Raw genomic sequence first — 15,690 nt, forward strand, 5'->3', positions numbered from 1 at the left:
AATATTTACTCTGCTTTTATTTTTGTATCTTCGATATAAGTGGTTCAGATACTTCACGCCTTAATTTGGTGCAAAGGAACAAAATATAATGCTGTTTTGTAGCATTTTTTATGTTTTTTAATTATAAAAATACAGAATACTAGCGAATATGATTCTTAGAATACCTTAATTTTGTCGATTCATATCTAAATTATATTATTTCTAAAACAAAGCCTGCAGGCTTATTGTTTTCATATATGTGTAATCTTTTATATATTCGCACATATTATAGAAAAAGTTTATTAATAGAAATTACAATTTTACAATAAAGTATTATATAAAATGCAAGAAGATCAAGATACAATATTGGATGAGATAACATCCGGTGATTATAAATATGGCTTCGTAACCGATATCGAAAACGAATCCATTGGTAAGGGTTTGAATGAAGATGTTATCAGACTGATTTCATCTAAAAAAAATGAGCCTGAATGGTTGCTTGAATACCGTTTAACTGCTTACAGACATTGGCTTACAATGAAGATGCCTGAGTGGGCACAGTTAGATATTCCTGAAATAAATTATCAGGATGTAATTTATTATTCGGCACCTAAACAAAAAATAGCACCAGAAAGTCTGGATCAGGTAGATCCTGAGCTGTTGAAAACATTCGATAAGTTAGGCATCTCAATAAACGAACAGAAGAAGTTGGTTGGAATGGCTGTAGACGTTGTAATGGACAGTGTTTCGGTGAAAACAACCTTTAGAGATGTGCTTTCTGAAAAAGGAATTATCTTTTGTTCTTTCGGAGAAGCCGTTCAAGAGTATCCCGAATTGGTTAAGAAGTATTTAGGGACAGTTGTTTCCTCCAAAGATAATTACTTTGCAGCATTAAATTCGGCTGTATTCAGTGATGGTTCGTTTGCTTATATTCCAAAAGGAGTTCGTTGTCCGATGGAACTTTCGACCTACTTCCGTATCAATGCGGCTAACACAGGTCAGTTTGAGAGAACCTTACTGGTGGCAGATGACGATTCGTATGTAAGTTACTTGGAAGGCTGTACAGCTCCTATGAGAGATGAGAACCAGTTGCATGCTGCTATTGTTGAGATAATTGCGATGGATCGTGCAGAGGTGAAATATTCAACGGTTCAGAACTGGTATCCGGGAGATAAAGATGGTAAAGGAGGTATTTACAACTTTGTTACGAAGCGTGGAATTTGTAAAGGAGAGTCTTCTAAAATATCATGGACGCAGGTCGAAACAGGTTCTGCTATAACATGGAAGTATCCATCTTGTATATTGGCAGGGGATAACTCTACCGGCGAATTCTACTCGGTTGCAGTTACTAACCATCATCAGCAAGCTGATACCGGAACGAAGATGATTCACATCGGTAAAAATACCAGAAGCCGTATCGTTTCGAAAGGTATTTCTGCAGGACAAAGTCAGAACTCTTATAGAGGGCTGGTAAAAGTCTCTCCAAAGGCTGAGAATGCCCGTAATCACTCACAATGCGATAGTTTGTTGCTAGGAGATAAATGCGGAGCTCACACATTTCCATATTCTGAAATAGCAAACTCTACAGCTATTATAGAACACGAGGCTACTACTTCGAAAATTAGTGAAGATCAGGTTTTTTATTGCAATCAACGTGGTATAGCTACCGAAGATGCAGTAGGACTCATTGTGAACGGCTATGCAAAGGAGGTTATGCAAAAACTGCCTATGGAATTTGCAGTTGAAGCTCAAAAATTACTTCAGATTAGTCTGGAGGGAAGTGTCGGTTAATTAAGTATGGAATAGTTGTTGCTCATAAGAACTATTTTTTAGTTTTTGATAATTATCACTTTTAATAAAGTTTATATAGAAGTAAGGAAGAAGCAGAAATTGTATCAAACACAATTTCTGCTTCTGTTTTTATTTTAATTTGCAGTTAATCTGCAAAAATAGAATATGATATTACGCCCTTAAACAATAATTATCTATACATTTTATATTACCATTTGAAGTCTGTTTTATGTACAGTTAAGTATATGTAGTTGCTGTTTTTACAACCTTTATTAATATCTGCCCACTCTGAACTGCCTGAAAACTTCACCCATGACCAACTTGAATTAATAAGAATATTACTTGGAGGGTTACCGGTATCTGATGAGCCAATAAAGTCAATGGCTTTGGTGTCATTAGCATTCACTTTTCTGTATGCCAAATAAAGATATTCGCCTTTAGCTCCTTTGTTTAGATCATATCCAATTTTAATCCATCCAGCTGGTGCCGGAGCATTATTTCCACGAAGGACTACTATATCTGCAATAGCATCATGATTCGAATCTTTTAATTGAGAAAGATATCCGATTCGGATATAGTCTCCTTTAGCTTTGTGATTAGCATCTAATACGTCGCCATGGTTACCACTATACATATCGGTGCGAACTAATGCAGTATAACCACTAGGCGTATCTGTTCCTTTTTGGTTCCAGGCATTGATTGCTGTGATAAAGGTAGAGTAATTTCCTAATGTTTTTTCTTGATTCTTTACGCGATTATTAAATTCTTGAAGAATTGCATTTGCTTTGGCTGCATTCACTTCTGCAACTAATGTCCAAATAGGGATAAGACATTGGTTGAAGTCTCCGATACCGCAAAGGTCAGGATTGGCTTTTATACTGTTTACCCAATTTGAGTATCCAGCATTGAAGCTTGCTTGATCTATAAAACTAACATTGTTTCCTCCATGGGTATAACTGGAAAAATAGGAATTGTTTTGTAGTTCTGATATCTTTTCTTTGTATCCGAAATCACTTCCTCCGGAAAAAAGTTTGAAAGTAGCGTTAACTGTAGCTACAACTTCCATGTCTGTTTTTAAGGTTGATCCTGTATAAGAGTAGTTAAATTCGGCAGAACCTCCTTGATAACATCTAGCTAACATATGAGAACCGAAGTTATCTAAAATGTATGCGGCTGATGCAGTTTGGATTGTAGATAAAAAGTCATCAGTGAAATATTTTCTAAGAGTTGCAGGTGCAGTATTATTTAAAAATTCATCTTTGACATAATGTTTTCCATATCCTTTCGCATAACGATTGGTTTTGCTACCATCTTTGCTTGTTTTAAACTCAGTTTTTACATTTCCACTAAATAAGACAGCCTTATAGCCAACATTGATTGATGCATTGTAATTACTGAAAAAGGTTGTTACGCTTTCACCACTTTTAGCATCCCAAGTACTTTGAGTTGCATCTCCCTGAGTTATAGCTTCGGCTATATTTAGTTTACTAAGGTCTAAGATCGGACGAGTCATTTTTGCGTAATTCCTATTGATATAAGAACCTTTGATAACGTCGTAACCAAGACCAAGAAAAGTTTTATTCCGGGCTATTGATGTTGCTCTTGTTGTGTTACTTGTTGATTGAGATTCTTTATTTGGGCTTTGGTATATAGTTCGGGTTTTAGGGTTAGTCTCGTCTTCTACAATTGCTAAAACCTCTAGAGTACAGTTTTCTTCTCCTTTCTGAAATTGCAGTGTTATGATGTTTAGGGGATCACTACTTGTTGGTTGATTGTTTGATTTGTTAAGGGTTATGTGATTGTCTTTTTTACTGAAAACTCCACTATCTTCAATTTTTTGAATCTTTATACTAATTGTGGGGTCAGAGACTTGTCCGGGTTTAAGTGTTAAGAGCTGATGCGTGATATCTTCGCCGTCTGTACCAGAAATGAGAACCGCTGTTTCATACTTTGCTTTTTCCTCTTCAATGGATGTCTTATTTTGTATGGAAGCCTGCTCTCGGTTTGAATTTGTATCATGGTTATCTTCGCATGCCCATAAGAAAAGTGCCATTAAGCAAATTAATAATGACTTACTAGGTGTAGCTCTGTTTGTTGTTAAATTTGTAATTTTCATTTTTTTTCTTGTTAAAGTTAATTAATAATAAGGAGGTTTTAAGGGGTAATGTTTTGTTGATCAGTTTGCTTTTTTGTTTTATAAAAGAATTTATGCGTCAGATTTATTTGTGTAAATTTATATTATTTTTTTTATTTAAAAAAAAGAAGTCGGAAAATTTATTTCCGACTTCTTTTTTACTCTATTACTCTATATTTTTTCTCACTTTAGTTAAGAATTCTAACATCTCTGTGGAATCTTTCTTCTCGATGATTGAAAGCAATTGCCCCAGTTCTTCTCTTATTTGCTCCACTTGCTGAGGAGTGTACGGATTGAATAAAATCTCAGTCAAAAGAAAATCATCTTCCGATAGAAGTCCTTTGGCTATATCCATATGCCTTTTGAATGTTGTTCCCGGAGCTTCCTGATGTTTCATCACAGAAGCAAATACCAAAGTTGAAGCAAAAGGAATAGAAAGCGAATAAGCTATGGTTTGATCGTGCTCGTCAAAAGTATATTCGAATACTTGGAGATGTAGGCTTTTGTATAAATCTAAGAAAAACTCTTTGCCTTTTTCTGCTGATTCAGATATAACTATTGCACTTTGAGTACTCAGATTGCGTAAGTCTGCAAAAGTAGGTCCGAACATCGGGTGGGAGGATGCAAAAGGCTGTTTTACCGAAGCATAAAATTCCTGTAACCCGGTTTTAACCGATGCTATATCTGAAATAATACAAGTGTCGCTAATATATGGAAGAATAGTTTTGAATGCATCGATAGTATACTTAACGGTTGCAGCATTAATAACTAACTCCGGATTGAATTCCGAAATTTCTTTCGGATCGCTCATCCTTACCACATTGTAGGTGAATTTCAATCTGTCTGGATTGGTGTCAAACATAGCAACCTCATGATTGGAACTTAATACATCAGAAAAGAATGATCCCATCTTTCCTGCACCTAATATTAATATTTTCATTTTTATACCGTTTTAAGAATCTATTTCTGTGATGTTATTCTTTGTGAATTACTAGGTTAAAAAAACACTCAATTATTGGTTTGTATCCTATAATAATCGCTAATCAAAGGTAAGATATTGTTTTTATCTATTCAAAATAAGGAATGAAAAGTTTGATGAGTGTGTCCCTTTTCATAAAAAAAGCAAATAAATGTAAAACAATACGATTGATTTTAGTGTTTTATTTGAAACGCTAAAACGGACAAAATGAAGACAATAAGAATAGTAGCCATGATTACGTTTGCCATGATTGGTTTCATTAACTTGTCTGCACAAGAGACAGATTCTATACCAGAGGGTTCTTATAGCAAGGGGGTAAGCATTACACCGATTCCGGTAATAGCCGCTAACCCAACCTTAGGAATCGTGTTTGGTGTTACCTCTAGCTTTTCATGGACTATGGGTAATCCTAAAAATACAAGTCCTTCAGTTGCTGTTGGCTCGTTGACATATACTACCAACAATCAATTAATCTCATACCTTAGAGGAAATGCTTTTTTATCGGAGGATAGCTGGAATTTATTAACCGATCTCCGTTTTCAGATAACCTCTCAGCCCACTTATGGTTTGGGGACAGGTCCAAGAAGCAACACTCTGCTTGTTGATGGTAGTGAAGGGGATGTAAACATAAACAATCCTTATAAAAAAACGCCTTCACGGCAAATGATGGAGTACAATTTTTTTCGTTTGTATCAGACATTTTTGAAAAGATATCAGGATACACGTCTTTTCTTAGGTTTGGGCTATCATTTGGATATGTTTTCGAGTATCGATGATCATCTTTTAGATCTAGAGTCTGATCCTAACCGTATTACTCATCATTATGCTTATAATACATCTAAGGGAATTAGTACAAAATCTTACGCCCTCTCGGGAATCTCGCTTAATGCTTTATTTGATAGTCGAGATAATACTGCAAATCCTTATAAAGGACGATATGCTATGATAAATTGGAGGGTAAATCCCAAATTTATAGGGAGTACAACTACTAACACCATTTTGTGGACAGAGTATAGAGGTTATTTTAATTTATCGGAAGAGCGACCTCGTAACTTGATTGCGGTTTGGTTATATGGGAATTTTGTAACATCGGGTGATGTGCCTTATATGAATTTACCTGCTTTAGGTTGGGATACAGCAAGTCGATCGGGGAGAGCTTATACTTTCGGGCGTTTTCGTGGAGAAGACTTGGTTTATGTAGAATCTGAATATCGTTTTCCTTTACAGAAAGATAAAGATAAATGGGGTGGAGTTGTTTTTGTTAATGCAGTATCGGCTAGTAGTCGTACCGAAGACGTTAATTTGTTTAGCCATATAAATTTGGCTGGAGGTGTAGGATTACGCTATATGCTGAATGAGAAAGCACGAACAAACCTTACATTGGACTATGGATGGGGAACAAATGGATCTCAAGGATTCTTCTTAGGGTTAAATGAAGCTTTTTAGTGGTAGGGAAATGTATTGTCTATATTGGGTAAGAAAAGAACACTCTCAGTTATCTAATAACTGAGAGTGTTTTATGTTTATTTATTCATTATATCCAGCTGAACTCTTACTGATTCTTCATGTATTGCTTCAAGAATAACACGCATGAATTCAGGGTTCATATCCATTTCAGTAGCTTGAGCAATGCGTTTTGTTAGAATTTCATCATAACGATCGGTCTGTACGATTGTCATATTGTGCTCTTTTTTGAAAGTACCGATTTCTTTAGAAACGCGCATGCGTTTGGCGATAAGTTCAAGTAATTGATCGTCAGCCTCGTCAATCTGACGGCGAAGAGCCGATAAGTCTTCAGTTGTTTGTTTGCCTTCACGTATGATCAGAGAACCTAATATTTCTTTTAATCTCTCAGGAGTTACTTGTTGAGAAGCATCACTCCACGCACAGTCGGGGTTGCAATGAGTTTCGATGATTAAACCCTCGAAGTTCAAGTCCATAGCCTGTTGAGAAAGCGGTTGAATCAAATCACGTTTGCCTCCAATATGACTAGGGTCACAAATAATTGGAAGATCTGGGTAACGGCGTTTCAATTCGATTGGTATATGCCATTGTGGAAGGTTGCGATATATCTTCTTGTCAAAAGAACTGAATCCTCTGTGGATAGCTCCCAATTTGGTTAAACCAACATTACTTAAACGCTCCAATGCACCGATCCATAATTCTAAATCGGGATTTACAGGGTTTTTTACCAATACGGGTATGTCAACACCTTGCAACGCTTCTGCAATTTCTTGTACAGCAAAAGGATTAGCAGTTGTACGAGCACCTATCCAAAGTAAATCTACTCCATATTTCAAGGCTTCGTATACGTGCTTTTGAGTTGCAACTTCCGTAGAAACATACATTCCTGTTTCTTTTTTTACTCTCTTCAACCAAGATAGTCCTTCACTTCCGATACCTTCAAAGCCTCCGGGTTTTGTACGTGGTTTCCATATTCCCGCACGCATTACTTTGATGCCGTCGGCTGCTAATTGTTTAGCAGTTTCCATTACTTGGTCTTCAGTTTCGGCGCTACAAGGTCCTGCAATAACGAAAGGTCTTTTTGGGTCTACCCCGGGAAGTAAAATTGATTCTAATTTCATCTTGTTTTTATTTTAATTATTGATTTTAATATTTGCCGGTTCTTCTGTTACATCTCATTCTTTAACTGATGCCAGCTGCTATGCTTGCCAAAGTAACAGAAAGGTCTGAGATCTTATTTTATTTTCTGTATCATTATAATTTCGTCGATATATGTTTTATCGTCTACTTTAAAAATACCTTTACGTTTTCCCGATTCTTCGAAACCGTATTTTTTATATAATGCCAGTCCTGCCTTGTTATTAGCATAAACTTCAAGATATATAATCTCTAAAGGTGAATGGCTTTTAGCCCATTGTAGAGCATTATCTAGAAGTGCCGATCCAACTCCAACACCTTTCCACTCGGATAACATCCCCATACCTAAGCGTGCAGTATGGTACATTATCTTTTGTTGTAATCCGCCAAAGTTGATGTTCCCGATAATGTGTCCCTGATGTGTAGCCACTAATATAAGGCTATTTTCATTATCAAGAAACGATTGTATCCATTTCTCCTCTTCCTCCAAAGTCGGATTAAATTCTCCTTCTACATAGGGAATAAACTCACTTTCTTCAATATATTTTTTTACAACGGTTATCAGTTCGGCTGCATCTTCAATCTGTGCTTCACGAATGACTATAGTTTCTCCATTTTTTAGAGTTGTCTCTATTGCTGTAAATTTCATATCCGGAATATTAAGACAATTTTTTTACCCTCTCCAATGCTTCCTTCAACATTTGTTCATTACAACAAAGTGAAATGCGTATATAGCGTTTACCTTTATCTCCGAATATAAATCCGGGAGTGAGGAATACATTTGCTTCATAGAGAACTTTATCCGCCAGTTCGGCACTGTCTTTATAGGTGTCGGGTATTTTGCCCCATAAGAACAAACCTACCTGCTTGGGATCAAATGTACAGCCTAGGCTGCTCATTATTTCTTCGGCATATTTACGGCGAGCTGTATATAGGTTGATATTATTCTCAGTGTGCCATTCTTCCGAATTATTAAGTGCTGCAATAGTTGCCAGTTGAACCGGTTTGAACTGTCCGCTATCAATATTGCTTTTCACTTTTAATATCCATTGTACAAATTGAGCATTGGAAGCCAGCATAGCCATACGCCAGCCCGGCATATTATGTGATTTGCTAAGAGAGTTCATCTCGATGCAGATATCCTTAGCTCCTTCAATTTGCAGAATGCTTAATCTGTTTGTATTTAAAATGAAGCTGTATGGATTGTCATTTACTATTATGATACCGTGTTTTTTGCCGAAAGCAACCAAGCGCTCGTATAATTCAATAGTTGCATTTGCTCCTGTAGGCATATTAGGGTAATTTACCCACATGAGTTTTACATTCGACAAATCCATTTTTTCGAGAGCTTCGAAATCCGGTTGCCAATTGTTATTTTCATCCAGATCGTAAGTGTGTATTTTAGCTTGCACCAAATTACTTACTGATGTGTATGTCGGATAACCTGGATTGGGTACGAGTACTCCGTCACCGGGATTAAGGAAAGTCAAAGAAATATGCAAGATTCCTTCCTTAGAACCTATAAGTGGCTGAACTTCGCAAGACGGGTCTAAATCGACGCTGTACCATTTTTTATACCAATCAGCGAAAGCACGTCGTAGTTCAGGAATACCTACATAAGGTTGATATCCGTGAACATTGGGTTGTGCAGCCGATTCGCATAAGGCTTCTATCGTTTCTTTTGAAGGGGGAAGATCGGGGCTTCCTATTCCCAGGCTTATTACATTTTTACCTGCTGCGTTCATTTCGGCAACCTCTTTGAGTTTGGTCGAGAAATAATATTCGCTAATAGAATTGAGGCGTTCTGCCGGAATAATCTGTTTTGTGCTCATATTTCTAAGTAAAGTTACAATTTAATGTCGCATCTAAAAGTCATAACTGTCAGTAGATAGTATACTTTTCAAAGCAATTATAAAAGTCAGAGACCTTTATAATTCACTTTGTCTTCCTTCGGGATAGTCTCCTAATATTTTTAATTCGCTGATTAGTGGACGTATAGCGTTTAAAGCCTGTTGGTATCGCTCGTAATTATCAAATTTCACGTCAATATAAAATTGATATTCCCACTCACGGCCTATGATAGGGAGCGATTGTATCTTAGTCAGATTGATGTGATAAAATGAGAGTACCGACAAAACCTGAGATAAACTGCCCTCGTTATGTGGTAATGTAAATACAATAGACGATTTGTTTAATACCTCGTCTTTTTGTATCTCGTCCACAATCCAGCGATTGCCAAAAATAAGAAAGCGAGTAAAATTGTGCTTATTTGTCTCAATTCCCCTCGCTAGTATATCCAATCCGTATATTTCGGCTGCTCTCGTGCTGCATATGGCTGCAGTACCCAGCATATTTTTATCTTTAATATCTTTAGCTGCAAGTGCAGTGTCCTCGTGCTCTACCACTTTTACTTTAGGTAGGGTTTCTAAGAAATCTACACACTGCATCAATGCAATAGGATGCGAAATCACTTCCTTTACATCGTGTATAGTCTGCCCGGGCAATACAGCCAGACAATGCGAAACGCGTTGCTTGTATTCACCCGCAATAGGTAGCTTATTATTCTTTAGCAATTCGTAGTTTGGCAAAAGGCTGCCTGCTATTGTGTTTTCAATAGCCATAATCCCGATGATATTCGGATCTTTCTTGATAGAAGTAAAGATATCTTTAAATGTAATGCAGGGGACGATTTCAACCTCTTCACCAACAAAGAAATTTTCTGCTGCTATCCCGTGATATGCTCCGAGTCCTCCTTGAATTGCTACCTTTCTCATTTGAGTAATTTCCGTTATTTGTTTGTATATAACTTAAGGTCTTAGACCTTTTTTCATTGCTTTGAAAAGTATACTATCTATTGATAATTATGACTTTCAAATATGTTTTAATTTCTCTTGAATACTTAAAACAAAAAAATCCCGTCAAGCTTGACAGGATTTTATATATCTATTATGTTGTTTTTCTTTACTACATACAAAATCCTGTCTTACCTTTTAAAGTAAAAGTAAAAAAAGAAGTAGTATGCAAAAGAAAAATTTCTCATTGTTCTATTTTTGGTATAATGATTTGACAAAAGTAATATTTTTTTGATAAATGCAATTCTTTTTTCATATTTTTTTATTGATCACTTATATATGTTATAAAATTGCGATTGTTGAGGTTTGTAAATGAGCTTTTTTTTGTCGGTTTTCTGTCGTTTTTTTATTGATTATTATTGTATTATATAATTGAGGTTTAATACTTGGTTGTTTCTTTATCTGTTTCTATCTTGTTTTTCTATTCTGTTTGTATATAATAAGTCTCTAATTTGTTGTTTCTTAAATCTATTTATTCTTTTGTTATTTTAGATTTATATATTTGTATAATAATATATAAATATCTGTAAATCAATATGTCGAACTTTTTGTTTGATTGCTTGTATTTTTATAATTATAGTATTGTCGATTTCTATAAAAGTATATGTGTTCTTTTTATATTTTGCTTTTTTTTGACCGATTTATCCACTGTTTTTATCTTGTATACACCTTTATACTTGCTGAAAACTGCTCTGTTTTTTACTCGTTTCTATATGAAAATGATGACTTTTATCGCCTTGTATTCTTATAAGGTAGAATTAGTGGCCTTGGATTGTATTTTCAATATAAAATAGATGAGTTTTATAAAAAAATGGAGAATTAAAGAATTAGATATAACTTTGTCTTCGATTTTTAGATAATAAATAACAGTAAATATTTAATCCTCTATTATCTAATTATAGCTGTTAGCCATAATTATACTTATCGAGGTAATAAACAGGTCTTTGACCTTAGCCCACTTTAATAATGAAAATTAGCAATATAGATTTTTCGGATCAACCGGTTTTTTTGGCTCCAATGGAAGATGTAACCGACATGGATTTCAGGTTATTATGTAAACAGTTTGGAGCAGATATGGTTTACACGGAGTTTGTTTCGAGTGACGCCCTTATCAGACATGTGAATAAGACAAAAGAAAAGCTGACTATATGCGATGCTGAGCGTCCTGTGGCTATACAGATATACGGACGGGAAGTAGACGCCATGGTGGAGGCTGCCAGAATTTGTGAAGAAGCTCAGCCCGATATTATAGATATTAACTTTGGTTGTCCTGTAAAGAAAGTTGCAGGAAAAGGGGCAGGTTCCGGAATGATGAAAACACCTGATTTAATGGTTGAGATTACTCGTGAAGTGGTGAAAGCTGTTAAGCTGCCCGTAACTCTAAAAACCCGTTTAGGATGGGATCACGACTCCAAAATAATTGTTGAACTTGCGGAAGAGTTGCAAGATGTAGGCATTCAGGCTTTGACCATTCATGGCAGGACACGTAGCCAGATGTATCGTGATGATGCCGACTGGTCTTTAATTGCTGATGTGAAGAATAATCAACGGATGCATATTCCGATAATTGGTAATGGAGATGTTACAACTCCTGAGCAGTGTAAGCTTCGTTTTGATCAGACAGGTGTTGATGCTGTGATGATAGGACGTGGGGCCATTGGTAATCCGTGGATATTTAAAGAGACGAAGCATTATTTAAAGACAGGAGAATTGTTACCAAAAGAATCTTTTGTTTGGTACTTAAATATTTTGAAGGAATATATTCAAAAGAATGTAGCTCATTCGGGCGAAAGAGGAGGTATTATTCATAGCCGCAGGCATTTGGCATCAAGTAATTTATTTAAAGGTATTCCCGATTTTAAGCAGACACGTATTGCCATGTTGAGGGCTGCTACTGTTGAGGAGCTATTTTGTGTATTAGATTCTATTCCTGCCGAGTTTGGACTTGAATAATCTTTGATAAATAAGAAAATAAAAGTCGGATACTGGTTTCGCAACTGGTACCCGACACAAATTGAGTTAGTAGTAAAATCTTATTTTATGCTAAAGTCAGAAGCTAATGCTTCATAATCTTTATTTTCGATATTAAAATAATCAACAAGCAGAAGGTTGCCTTCAGAATTATATATATACATCGCATATTTTATTTCACCTTCCCATACATTTTTTGAGTCATTGAATGTTGTATACGAAAGCATCTGCAATTGTCCATCCGAAGTGTATTCGTATTGATACTTTTTGTTGGCATTCCATTGTGATTGTCGGGAATCCCATACAGATAATATCCTCTCATGTATCTTTCCGTTATTGTCGTACTTGTTCTCGAATTGCTTAACAGGTGTCAGGTTTTTTCCGTCTTCTCCTGTGCATACTGTTGTCTTGGTAATTTGTCCGGCTTTATTAATTTCTTCGTTTTTGTAGAAATTATCCTTGCTAAAGGCATTATTTATATTTCCTGCTAGAGCAAATATTGCTATACTTAGGGTTATTATTGCTGCTTTCATGATTTTTAGTTTTTGTGGTTAAGCTCTTTATATGTAAGACTTCTAAAAGGGGGTATTCGTTACACATATATCTACTTTTTTGACATTATTTTTTAATCCATATCCCAATTGTCGAAATAATGCTTCCCGTAGTTGATAGGTTCATCTATTATAACGGTTTTATTGATTGGACAATTGATTTCAATTTCGAATAATTCACGATTCCAAGGATTATTCTTGTTATATAAATGAGGATTGATCAGTACCAAAGAATCCTGGATATTATAATTAAGCTGAGCTTCTGTAGCCTTTGTTTTTGCCAATTGATAGTTCTTATCAAAAGCTGTTTTCTTAATTTTTATTTCAAAGTTCTTATAAATCGTATCTTGATTTACCTGTACTCCGGGGAAGATAAACCATGACTTTGGGTCTCCATCCAATGTATACAATTCATTATTTCCATTTTTCCATCTGTATGCATTTTGCACATCTTTGTGTAATTGTACATAGAGTGTGTCTGACGAAGTATTTATATCTACCTTTTCAACGAAATTTGCATGTTCTTTGTAGTTTTTAGCTTGTTTTGCCGAAATAACGCCAAGGTATGAGCATGCTCCAATCCAGATTAATAATGCTATGCCGAATATAACAAAGTCTTTAGGTGTGATCTTTGTGCATATTATTATTCCTAAATACAATAAGCAGGCAGCCGGTAAGAACCAGATTATTGCTAAGGTGATATTCATATTGGCAGAGTATAAACCAAATATGCTTAATACTTCAGAAATAGAAGGCATATCTAATGCTGCCGGGAAAAATATGGTAAAGCCTCCGGCTAATGCAATGGCTATACCGATCATGAATACGATAGTTCCGCTTGCAGCTTTGATGATAGATCCTAAGACACTTCCTATGCGGCTTTCTCTGCGTCTCGATATTTTAGCAGTTCGGTTTTCTATTGCTTCAATACTCGGATCTGCTCCCGACATAGCCAACTTTTGTGCGAATGTCTTAGCTTTGGGCATTGCTATCCATAGCAGGAAATAAGAGAGAAAAATATAACCACCCAGTTTGTCAGCAATAAATCCGGCTAAGGCAATACTGGCTGCATAGCCAATTCGTATTAATACGACATCTACATGAAAGTATTTTGCAAGTCCTGCACATACCCCTCCCAGAATTCCATTTTCGGGGTCCCTGTAGAGTTTCTTGCTGATTATTGTATTCTCAGGCTTTTGATATTTGTTTGAATTATCATCTATGTTTGTATTATCGGGAGCCTCCTCTTCGAAATCTACAGGATTTCCCATTATTTCAATAATACTTCTAGCATCTTCAATTGTGATTATGCTTTCATCTTTACTGGCTTTCATCTGTAGGAGTTCGCACATACGTGCTTCTATATCCGATATGATCTCATGTCCATCTTCTTTATTCTCGAAGTGGAATTTTAAATTGTCGAGATATGATTTTAATATTTCGTATGCATCTGCGTCTAATGTGAAGGCGTATCCTCCTATGCTGGCTTTTATTGTTTCTTTCATTGTGGTATTTTTTATATGTGTTCTGTTTGTAAGGTCTCAGACCTTTTATTGCTTTGGTAATTATGAATGCTATTGGTCGTTGTATTCGAATAGTGTTGCATTAAATAATTACCATTTCGTATATTACTCTTGAATATCTACGGATTTGTTTTTTCTGATTCGGGCGATTGTATTTACCAGATCTGCCCATACATTATCCAGCTCTGCTAATACGGCTCTGCCTCTGTCTGTGATAGAATAGTATTTGCGGGGAGGTCCTTGGGTCGATTCTTCCCAGCGGTATGAGAGTAACTCCTGATTTTTTTGTCTGGTGAGTAGAGGATATAGGGTTCCTTCAACTACAATCATTTCAGATTCTTTCAGTTCATTTATTATTGCAGAAGCATAAGCATCCCCTTCGGACAGTATGCTGAGAATACAATATTCGAGAATCCCTTTTCTCATTTGAGCTTTTATATTATCTACATTAATTGGTTCCATATTGCTAATTTTAAGTGTGTAAAACTTTGCTGGATTACACGGATTGTTTAAAATAATTCGGGTAATCTGATTTCTTATTTTGAGTAGTTTCTCAGATTCTCGGGAGTTATAGGATCTCCGTTCATTTCCATCTTTTGAATCACTGTTGTTGCTTTAGGCATAACAACCCAGAGTATGATGTAAGCAAAGAATGCAGAGCCTCCCAAAATGAATACTATAACAAAAATGACTCTGATTAGGGTGACATCTATATCAAAGTACGAGGCAAGTCCACTACAAACTCCTGCAAATACTTTGTCATCCATGTTGCGATATAATTTTTTTCCTGTTCTCATTTTATTTTCAGTTTTTGTTTGAGATTGATTACTCGTATTTGTGTTTGAATTTACTTCACCCAAGCACTCAATTACCTTTTTTACAGAATCGGATCCAATAACTTGGTTTGGATATCGAACTTCTTTTTGAAATATTTCAGCAACTCTGGCTTCTACATCTTCCATTATTTCTTTTGCATCTTCTAAAGGAAGTGAAGCCTCGAATCTTGTTAAGTAACTCTTTAATTGGATGTATGAATCATCCTCAATCGTAAAGTTGACTCCTCCTATATTTACTTCTACAACTTTTTTCATATCTGTATTTTTTATATGTTATCTTATGCAATGATTTATGCTATACAAATATATGTAATTAATTTAGTACTTTGCAATGCATAATACCATCCTGTATCTTGTACCGGGTAATAGGTTTTTTGTTTAATGTGTTGTTTTGTAGTTGGTTGAGGTTTGTTTCTGCTTTTGAGGTTTAACTTTAATTAACTATATAGGCGAAAAAAGAGGAGATATATTAA

The 15,690-nt window shown here is 35.6% G+C and carries 13 protein-coding genes; 3 read left to right on the top strand and 10 right to left on the bottom strand.

Going from position 1 to position 15,690, the window contains the following annotated elements; all coding sequences use genetic code 11:
- Positions 1-321: 321 nt before the first annotated feature.
- The gene (sufB, locus tag G7050_RS09110; RefSeq protein WP_166114258.1) at positions 322-1,770 is read left to right on the top strand and encodes a Fe-S cluster assembly protein SufB; all 1,449 of its coding nucleotides are present in this window, start codon (positions 322-324) and stop codon (positions 1,768-1,770) included.
- 208 nt (positions 1,771-1,978) lie between these two features.
- On the opposite strand, the gene G7050_RS09115 is transcribed toward sufB, so the two are convergent.
- Together G7050_RS09115 and G7050_RS09120 are read right to left on the bottom strand one after the other, a co-directional pair.
- Positions 1,979-3,886 (bottom strand): hypothetical protein, encoded by a 1,908-nt coding sequence (locus G7050_RS09115; RefSeq protein WP_166114261.1) that lies wholly within the window; start codon positions 3,884-3,886, stop codon positions 1,979-1,981.
- A gap of 184 nt (positions 3,887-4,070) precedes the next feature.
- Entirely contained in the window at positions 4,071-4,844 is a 774-nt protein-coding gene (locus tag G7050_RS09120) for a prephenate dehydrogenase/arogenate dehydrogenase family protein (RefSeq protein WP_166114264.1), read from the bottom strand.
- 246 nt (positions 4,845-5,090) lie between these two features.
- Between G7050_RS09120 and G7050_RS09125 the strand changes: the two genes are divergently transcribed.
- Positions 5,091-6,329: a BamA/TamA family outer membrane protein gene (locus G7050_RS09125; protein WP_221412793.1), complete on the top strand. Its 1,239-nt coding sequence runs from the start codon at positions 5,091-5,093 to the stop codon at positions 6,327-6,329.
- Positions 6,330-6,406: 77 nt separating this feature from the next.
- Here G7050_RS09125 and G7050_RS09130 read toward each other — a convergent pair whose 3' ends face one another.
- The 4 genes from G7050_RS09130 to G7050_RS09145 form a co-directional block, all read right to left on the bottom strand.
- Entirely contained in the window at positions 6,407-7,468 is a 1,062-nt protein-coding gene (locus G7050_RS09130; protein ID WP_166114267.1) for a bifunctional 3-deoxy-7-phosphoheptulonate synthase/chorismate mutase type II, read from the bottom strand.
- Between the two features lie 113 nt (positions 7,469-7,581).
- Positions 7,582-8,133 (bottom strand): GNAT family N-acetyltransferase, encoded by a 552-nt coding sequence (locus G7050_RS09135; protein ID WP_166114270.1) that lies wholly within the window; start codon positions 8,131-8,133, stop codon positions 7,582-7,584.
- A gap of 10 nt (positions 8,134-8,143) precedes the next feature.
- The gene (locus G7050_RS09140; RefSeq protein ID WP_166114273.1) at positions 8,144-9,316 is read right to left on the bottom strand and encodes a pyridoxal phosphate-dependent aminotransferase; all 1,173 of its coding nucleotides are present in this window, start codon (positions 9,314-9,316) and stop codon (positions 8,144-8,146) included.
- A gap of 96 nt (positions 9,317-9,412) precedes the next feature.
- On the bottom strand, positions 9,413-10,258 hold the full coding sequence (locus G7050_RS09145; RefSeq protein WP_166114276.1) for a prephenate dehydratase: 846 nt from the start codon (positions 10,256-10,258) through the stop codon (positions 9,413-9,415).
- Positions 10,259-11,302: 1,044 nt separating this feature from the next.
- Here G7050_RS09145 and dusB point away from each other — a divergent pair.
- Entirely contained in the window at positions 11,303-12,289 is a 987-nt protein-coding gene (gene dusB / locus G7050_RS09150; RefSeq protein ID WP_166114279.1) for a tRNA dihydrouridine synthase DusB, read from the top strand.
- Positions 12,290-12,369: 80 nt separating this feature from the next.
- Here the strand turns inward: dusB and G7050_RS09155 are convergent, their stop codons facing one another.
- The 4 genes from G7050_RS09155 to G7050_RS09170 form a co-directional block, all read right to left on the bottom strand.
- Entirely contained in the window at positions 12,370-12,840 is a 471-nt protein-coding gene (locus G7050_RS09155; RefSeq protein WP_166114282.1) for a DUF3836 domain-containing protein, read from the bottom strand.
- A gap of 92 nt (positions 12,841-12,932) precedes the next feature.
- Positions 12,933-14,363, bottom strand: coding sequence for a PspC domain-containing protein (locus G7050_RS09160; RefSeq protein WP_166114285.1), 1,431 nt, complete (start codon positions 14,361-14,363; stop codon positions 12,933-12,935).
- Positions 14,364-14,486: 123 nt separating this feature from the next.
- A complete protein-coding gene (locus tag G7050_RS09165; protein ID WP_166114288.1) occupies positions 14,487-14,843 on the bottom strand; it encodes a PadR family transcriptional regulator in 357 nt (118 codons plus the stop codon).
- A gap of 74 nt (positions 14,844-14,917) precedes the next feature.
- The gene (locus tag G7050_RS09170) at positions 14,918-15,472 is read right to left on the bottom strand and encodes a PspC domain-containing protein (protein WP_166114291.1); all 555 of its coding nucleotides are present in this window, start codon (positions 15,470-15,472) and stop codon (positions 14,918-14,920) included.
- Between the last annotated feature and the right edge of the window lie 218 nt (positions 15,473-15,690).

This window comes from Dysgonomonas sp. HDW5A (assembly GCF_011299555.1).
Taxonomy (GTDB): Bacteria; Bacteroidota; Bacteroidia; order Bacteroidales; family Dysgonomonadaceae; genus Dysgonomonas_A.

Excerpts from the sequence above, each read along its gene's own strand:
- G7050_RS09140 (WP_166114273.1), bottom strand. The coding sequence starts at position 9,316 with ATGAGCACAAAACAGATTATTCCGGCAGAACGCCTCAATTCTATTAGC.
- G7050_RS09120 (WP_166114264.1), bottom strand. The coding sequence starts at position 4,844 with ATGAAAATATTAATATTAGGTGCAGGAAAGATGGGATCATTCTTTTCT.
- dusB (WP_166114279.1), top strand. The coding sequence starts at position 11,303 with ATGAAAATTAGCAATATAGATTTTTCGGATCAACCGGTTTTTTTGGCT.
- sufB (WP_166114258.1), top strand. The coding sequence starts at position 322 with ATGCAAGAAGATCAAGATACAATATTGGATGAGATAACATCCGGTGAT.
- G7050_RS09125 (WP_221412793.1), top strand. The coding sequence starts at position 5,091 with ATGAAGACAATAAGAATAGTAGCCATGATTACGTTTGCCATGATTGGT.
- G7050_RS09155 (WP_166114282.1), bottom strand. The coding sequence starts at position 12,840 with ATGAAAGCAGCAATAATAACCCTAAGTATAGCAATATTTGCTCTAGCA.
- G7050_RS09135 (WP_166114270.1), bottom strand. The coding sequence starts at position 8,133 with ATGAAATTTACAGCAATAGAGACAACTCTAAAAAATGGAGAAACTATA.
- G7050_RS09115 (WP_166114261.1), bottom strand. The coding sequence starts at position 3,886 with ATGAAAATTACAAATTTAACAACAAACAGAGCTACACCTAGTAAGTCA.
- G7050_RS09145 (WP_166114276.1), bottom strand. The coding sequence starts at position 10,258 with ATGAGAAAGGTAGCAATTCAAGGAGGACTCGGAGCATATCACGGGATA.
- G7050_RS09130 (WP_166114267.1), bottom strand. The coding sequence starts at position 7,468 with ATGAAATTAGAATCAATTTTACTTCCCGGGGTAGACCCAAAAAGACCT.
- G7050_RS09170 (WP_166114291.1), bottom strand. The coding sequence starts at position 15,472 with ATGAAAAAAGTTGTAGAAGTAAATATAGGAGGAGTCAACTTTACGATT.
- G7050_RS09160 (WP_166114285.1), bottom strand. The coding sequence starts at position 14,363 with ATGAAAGAAACAATAAAAGCCAGCATAGGAGGATACGCCTTCACATTA.
- G7050_RS09165 (WP_166114288.1), bottom strand. The coding sequence starts at position 14,843 with ATGGAACCAATTAATGTAGATAATATAAAAGCTCAAATGAGAAAAGGG.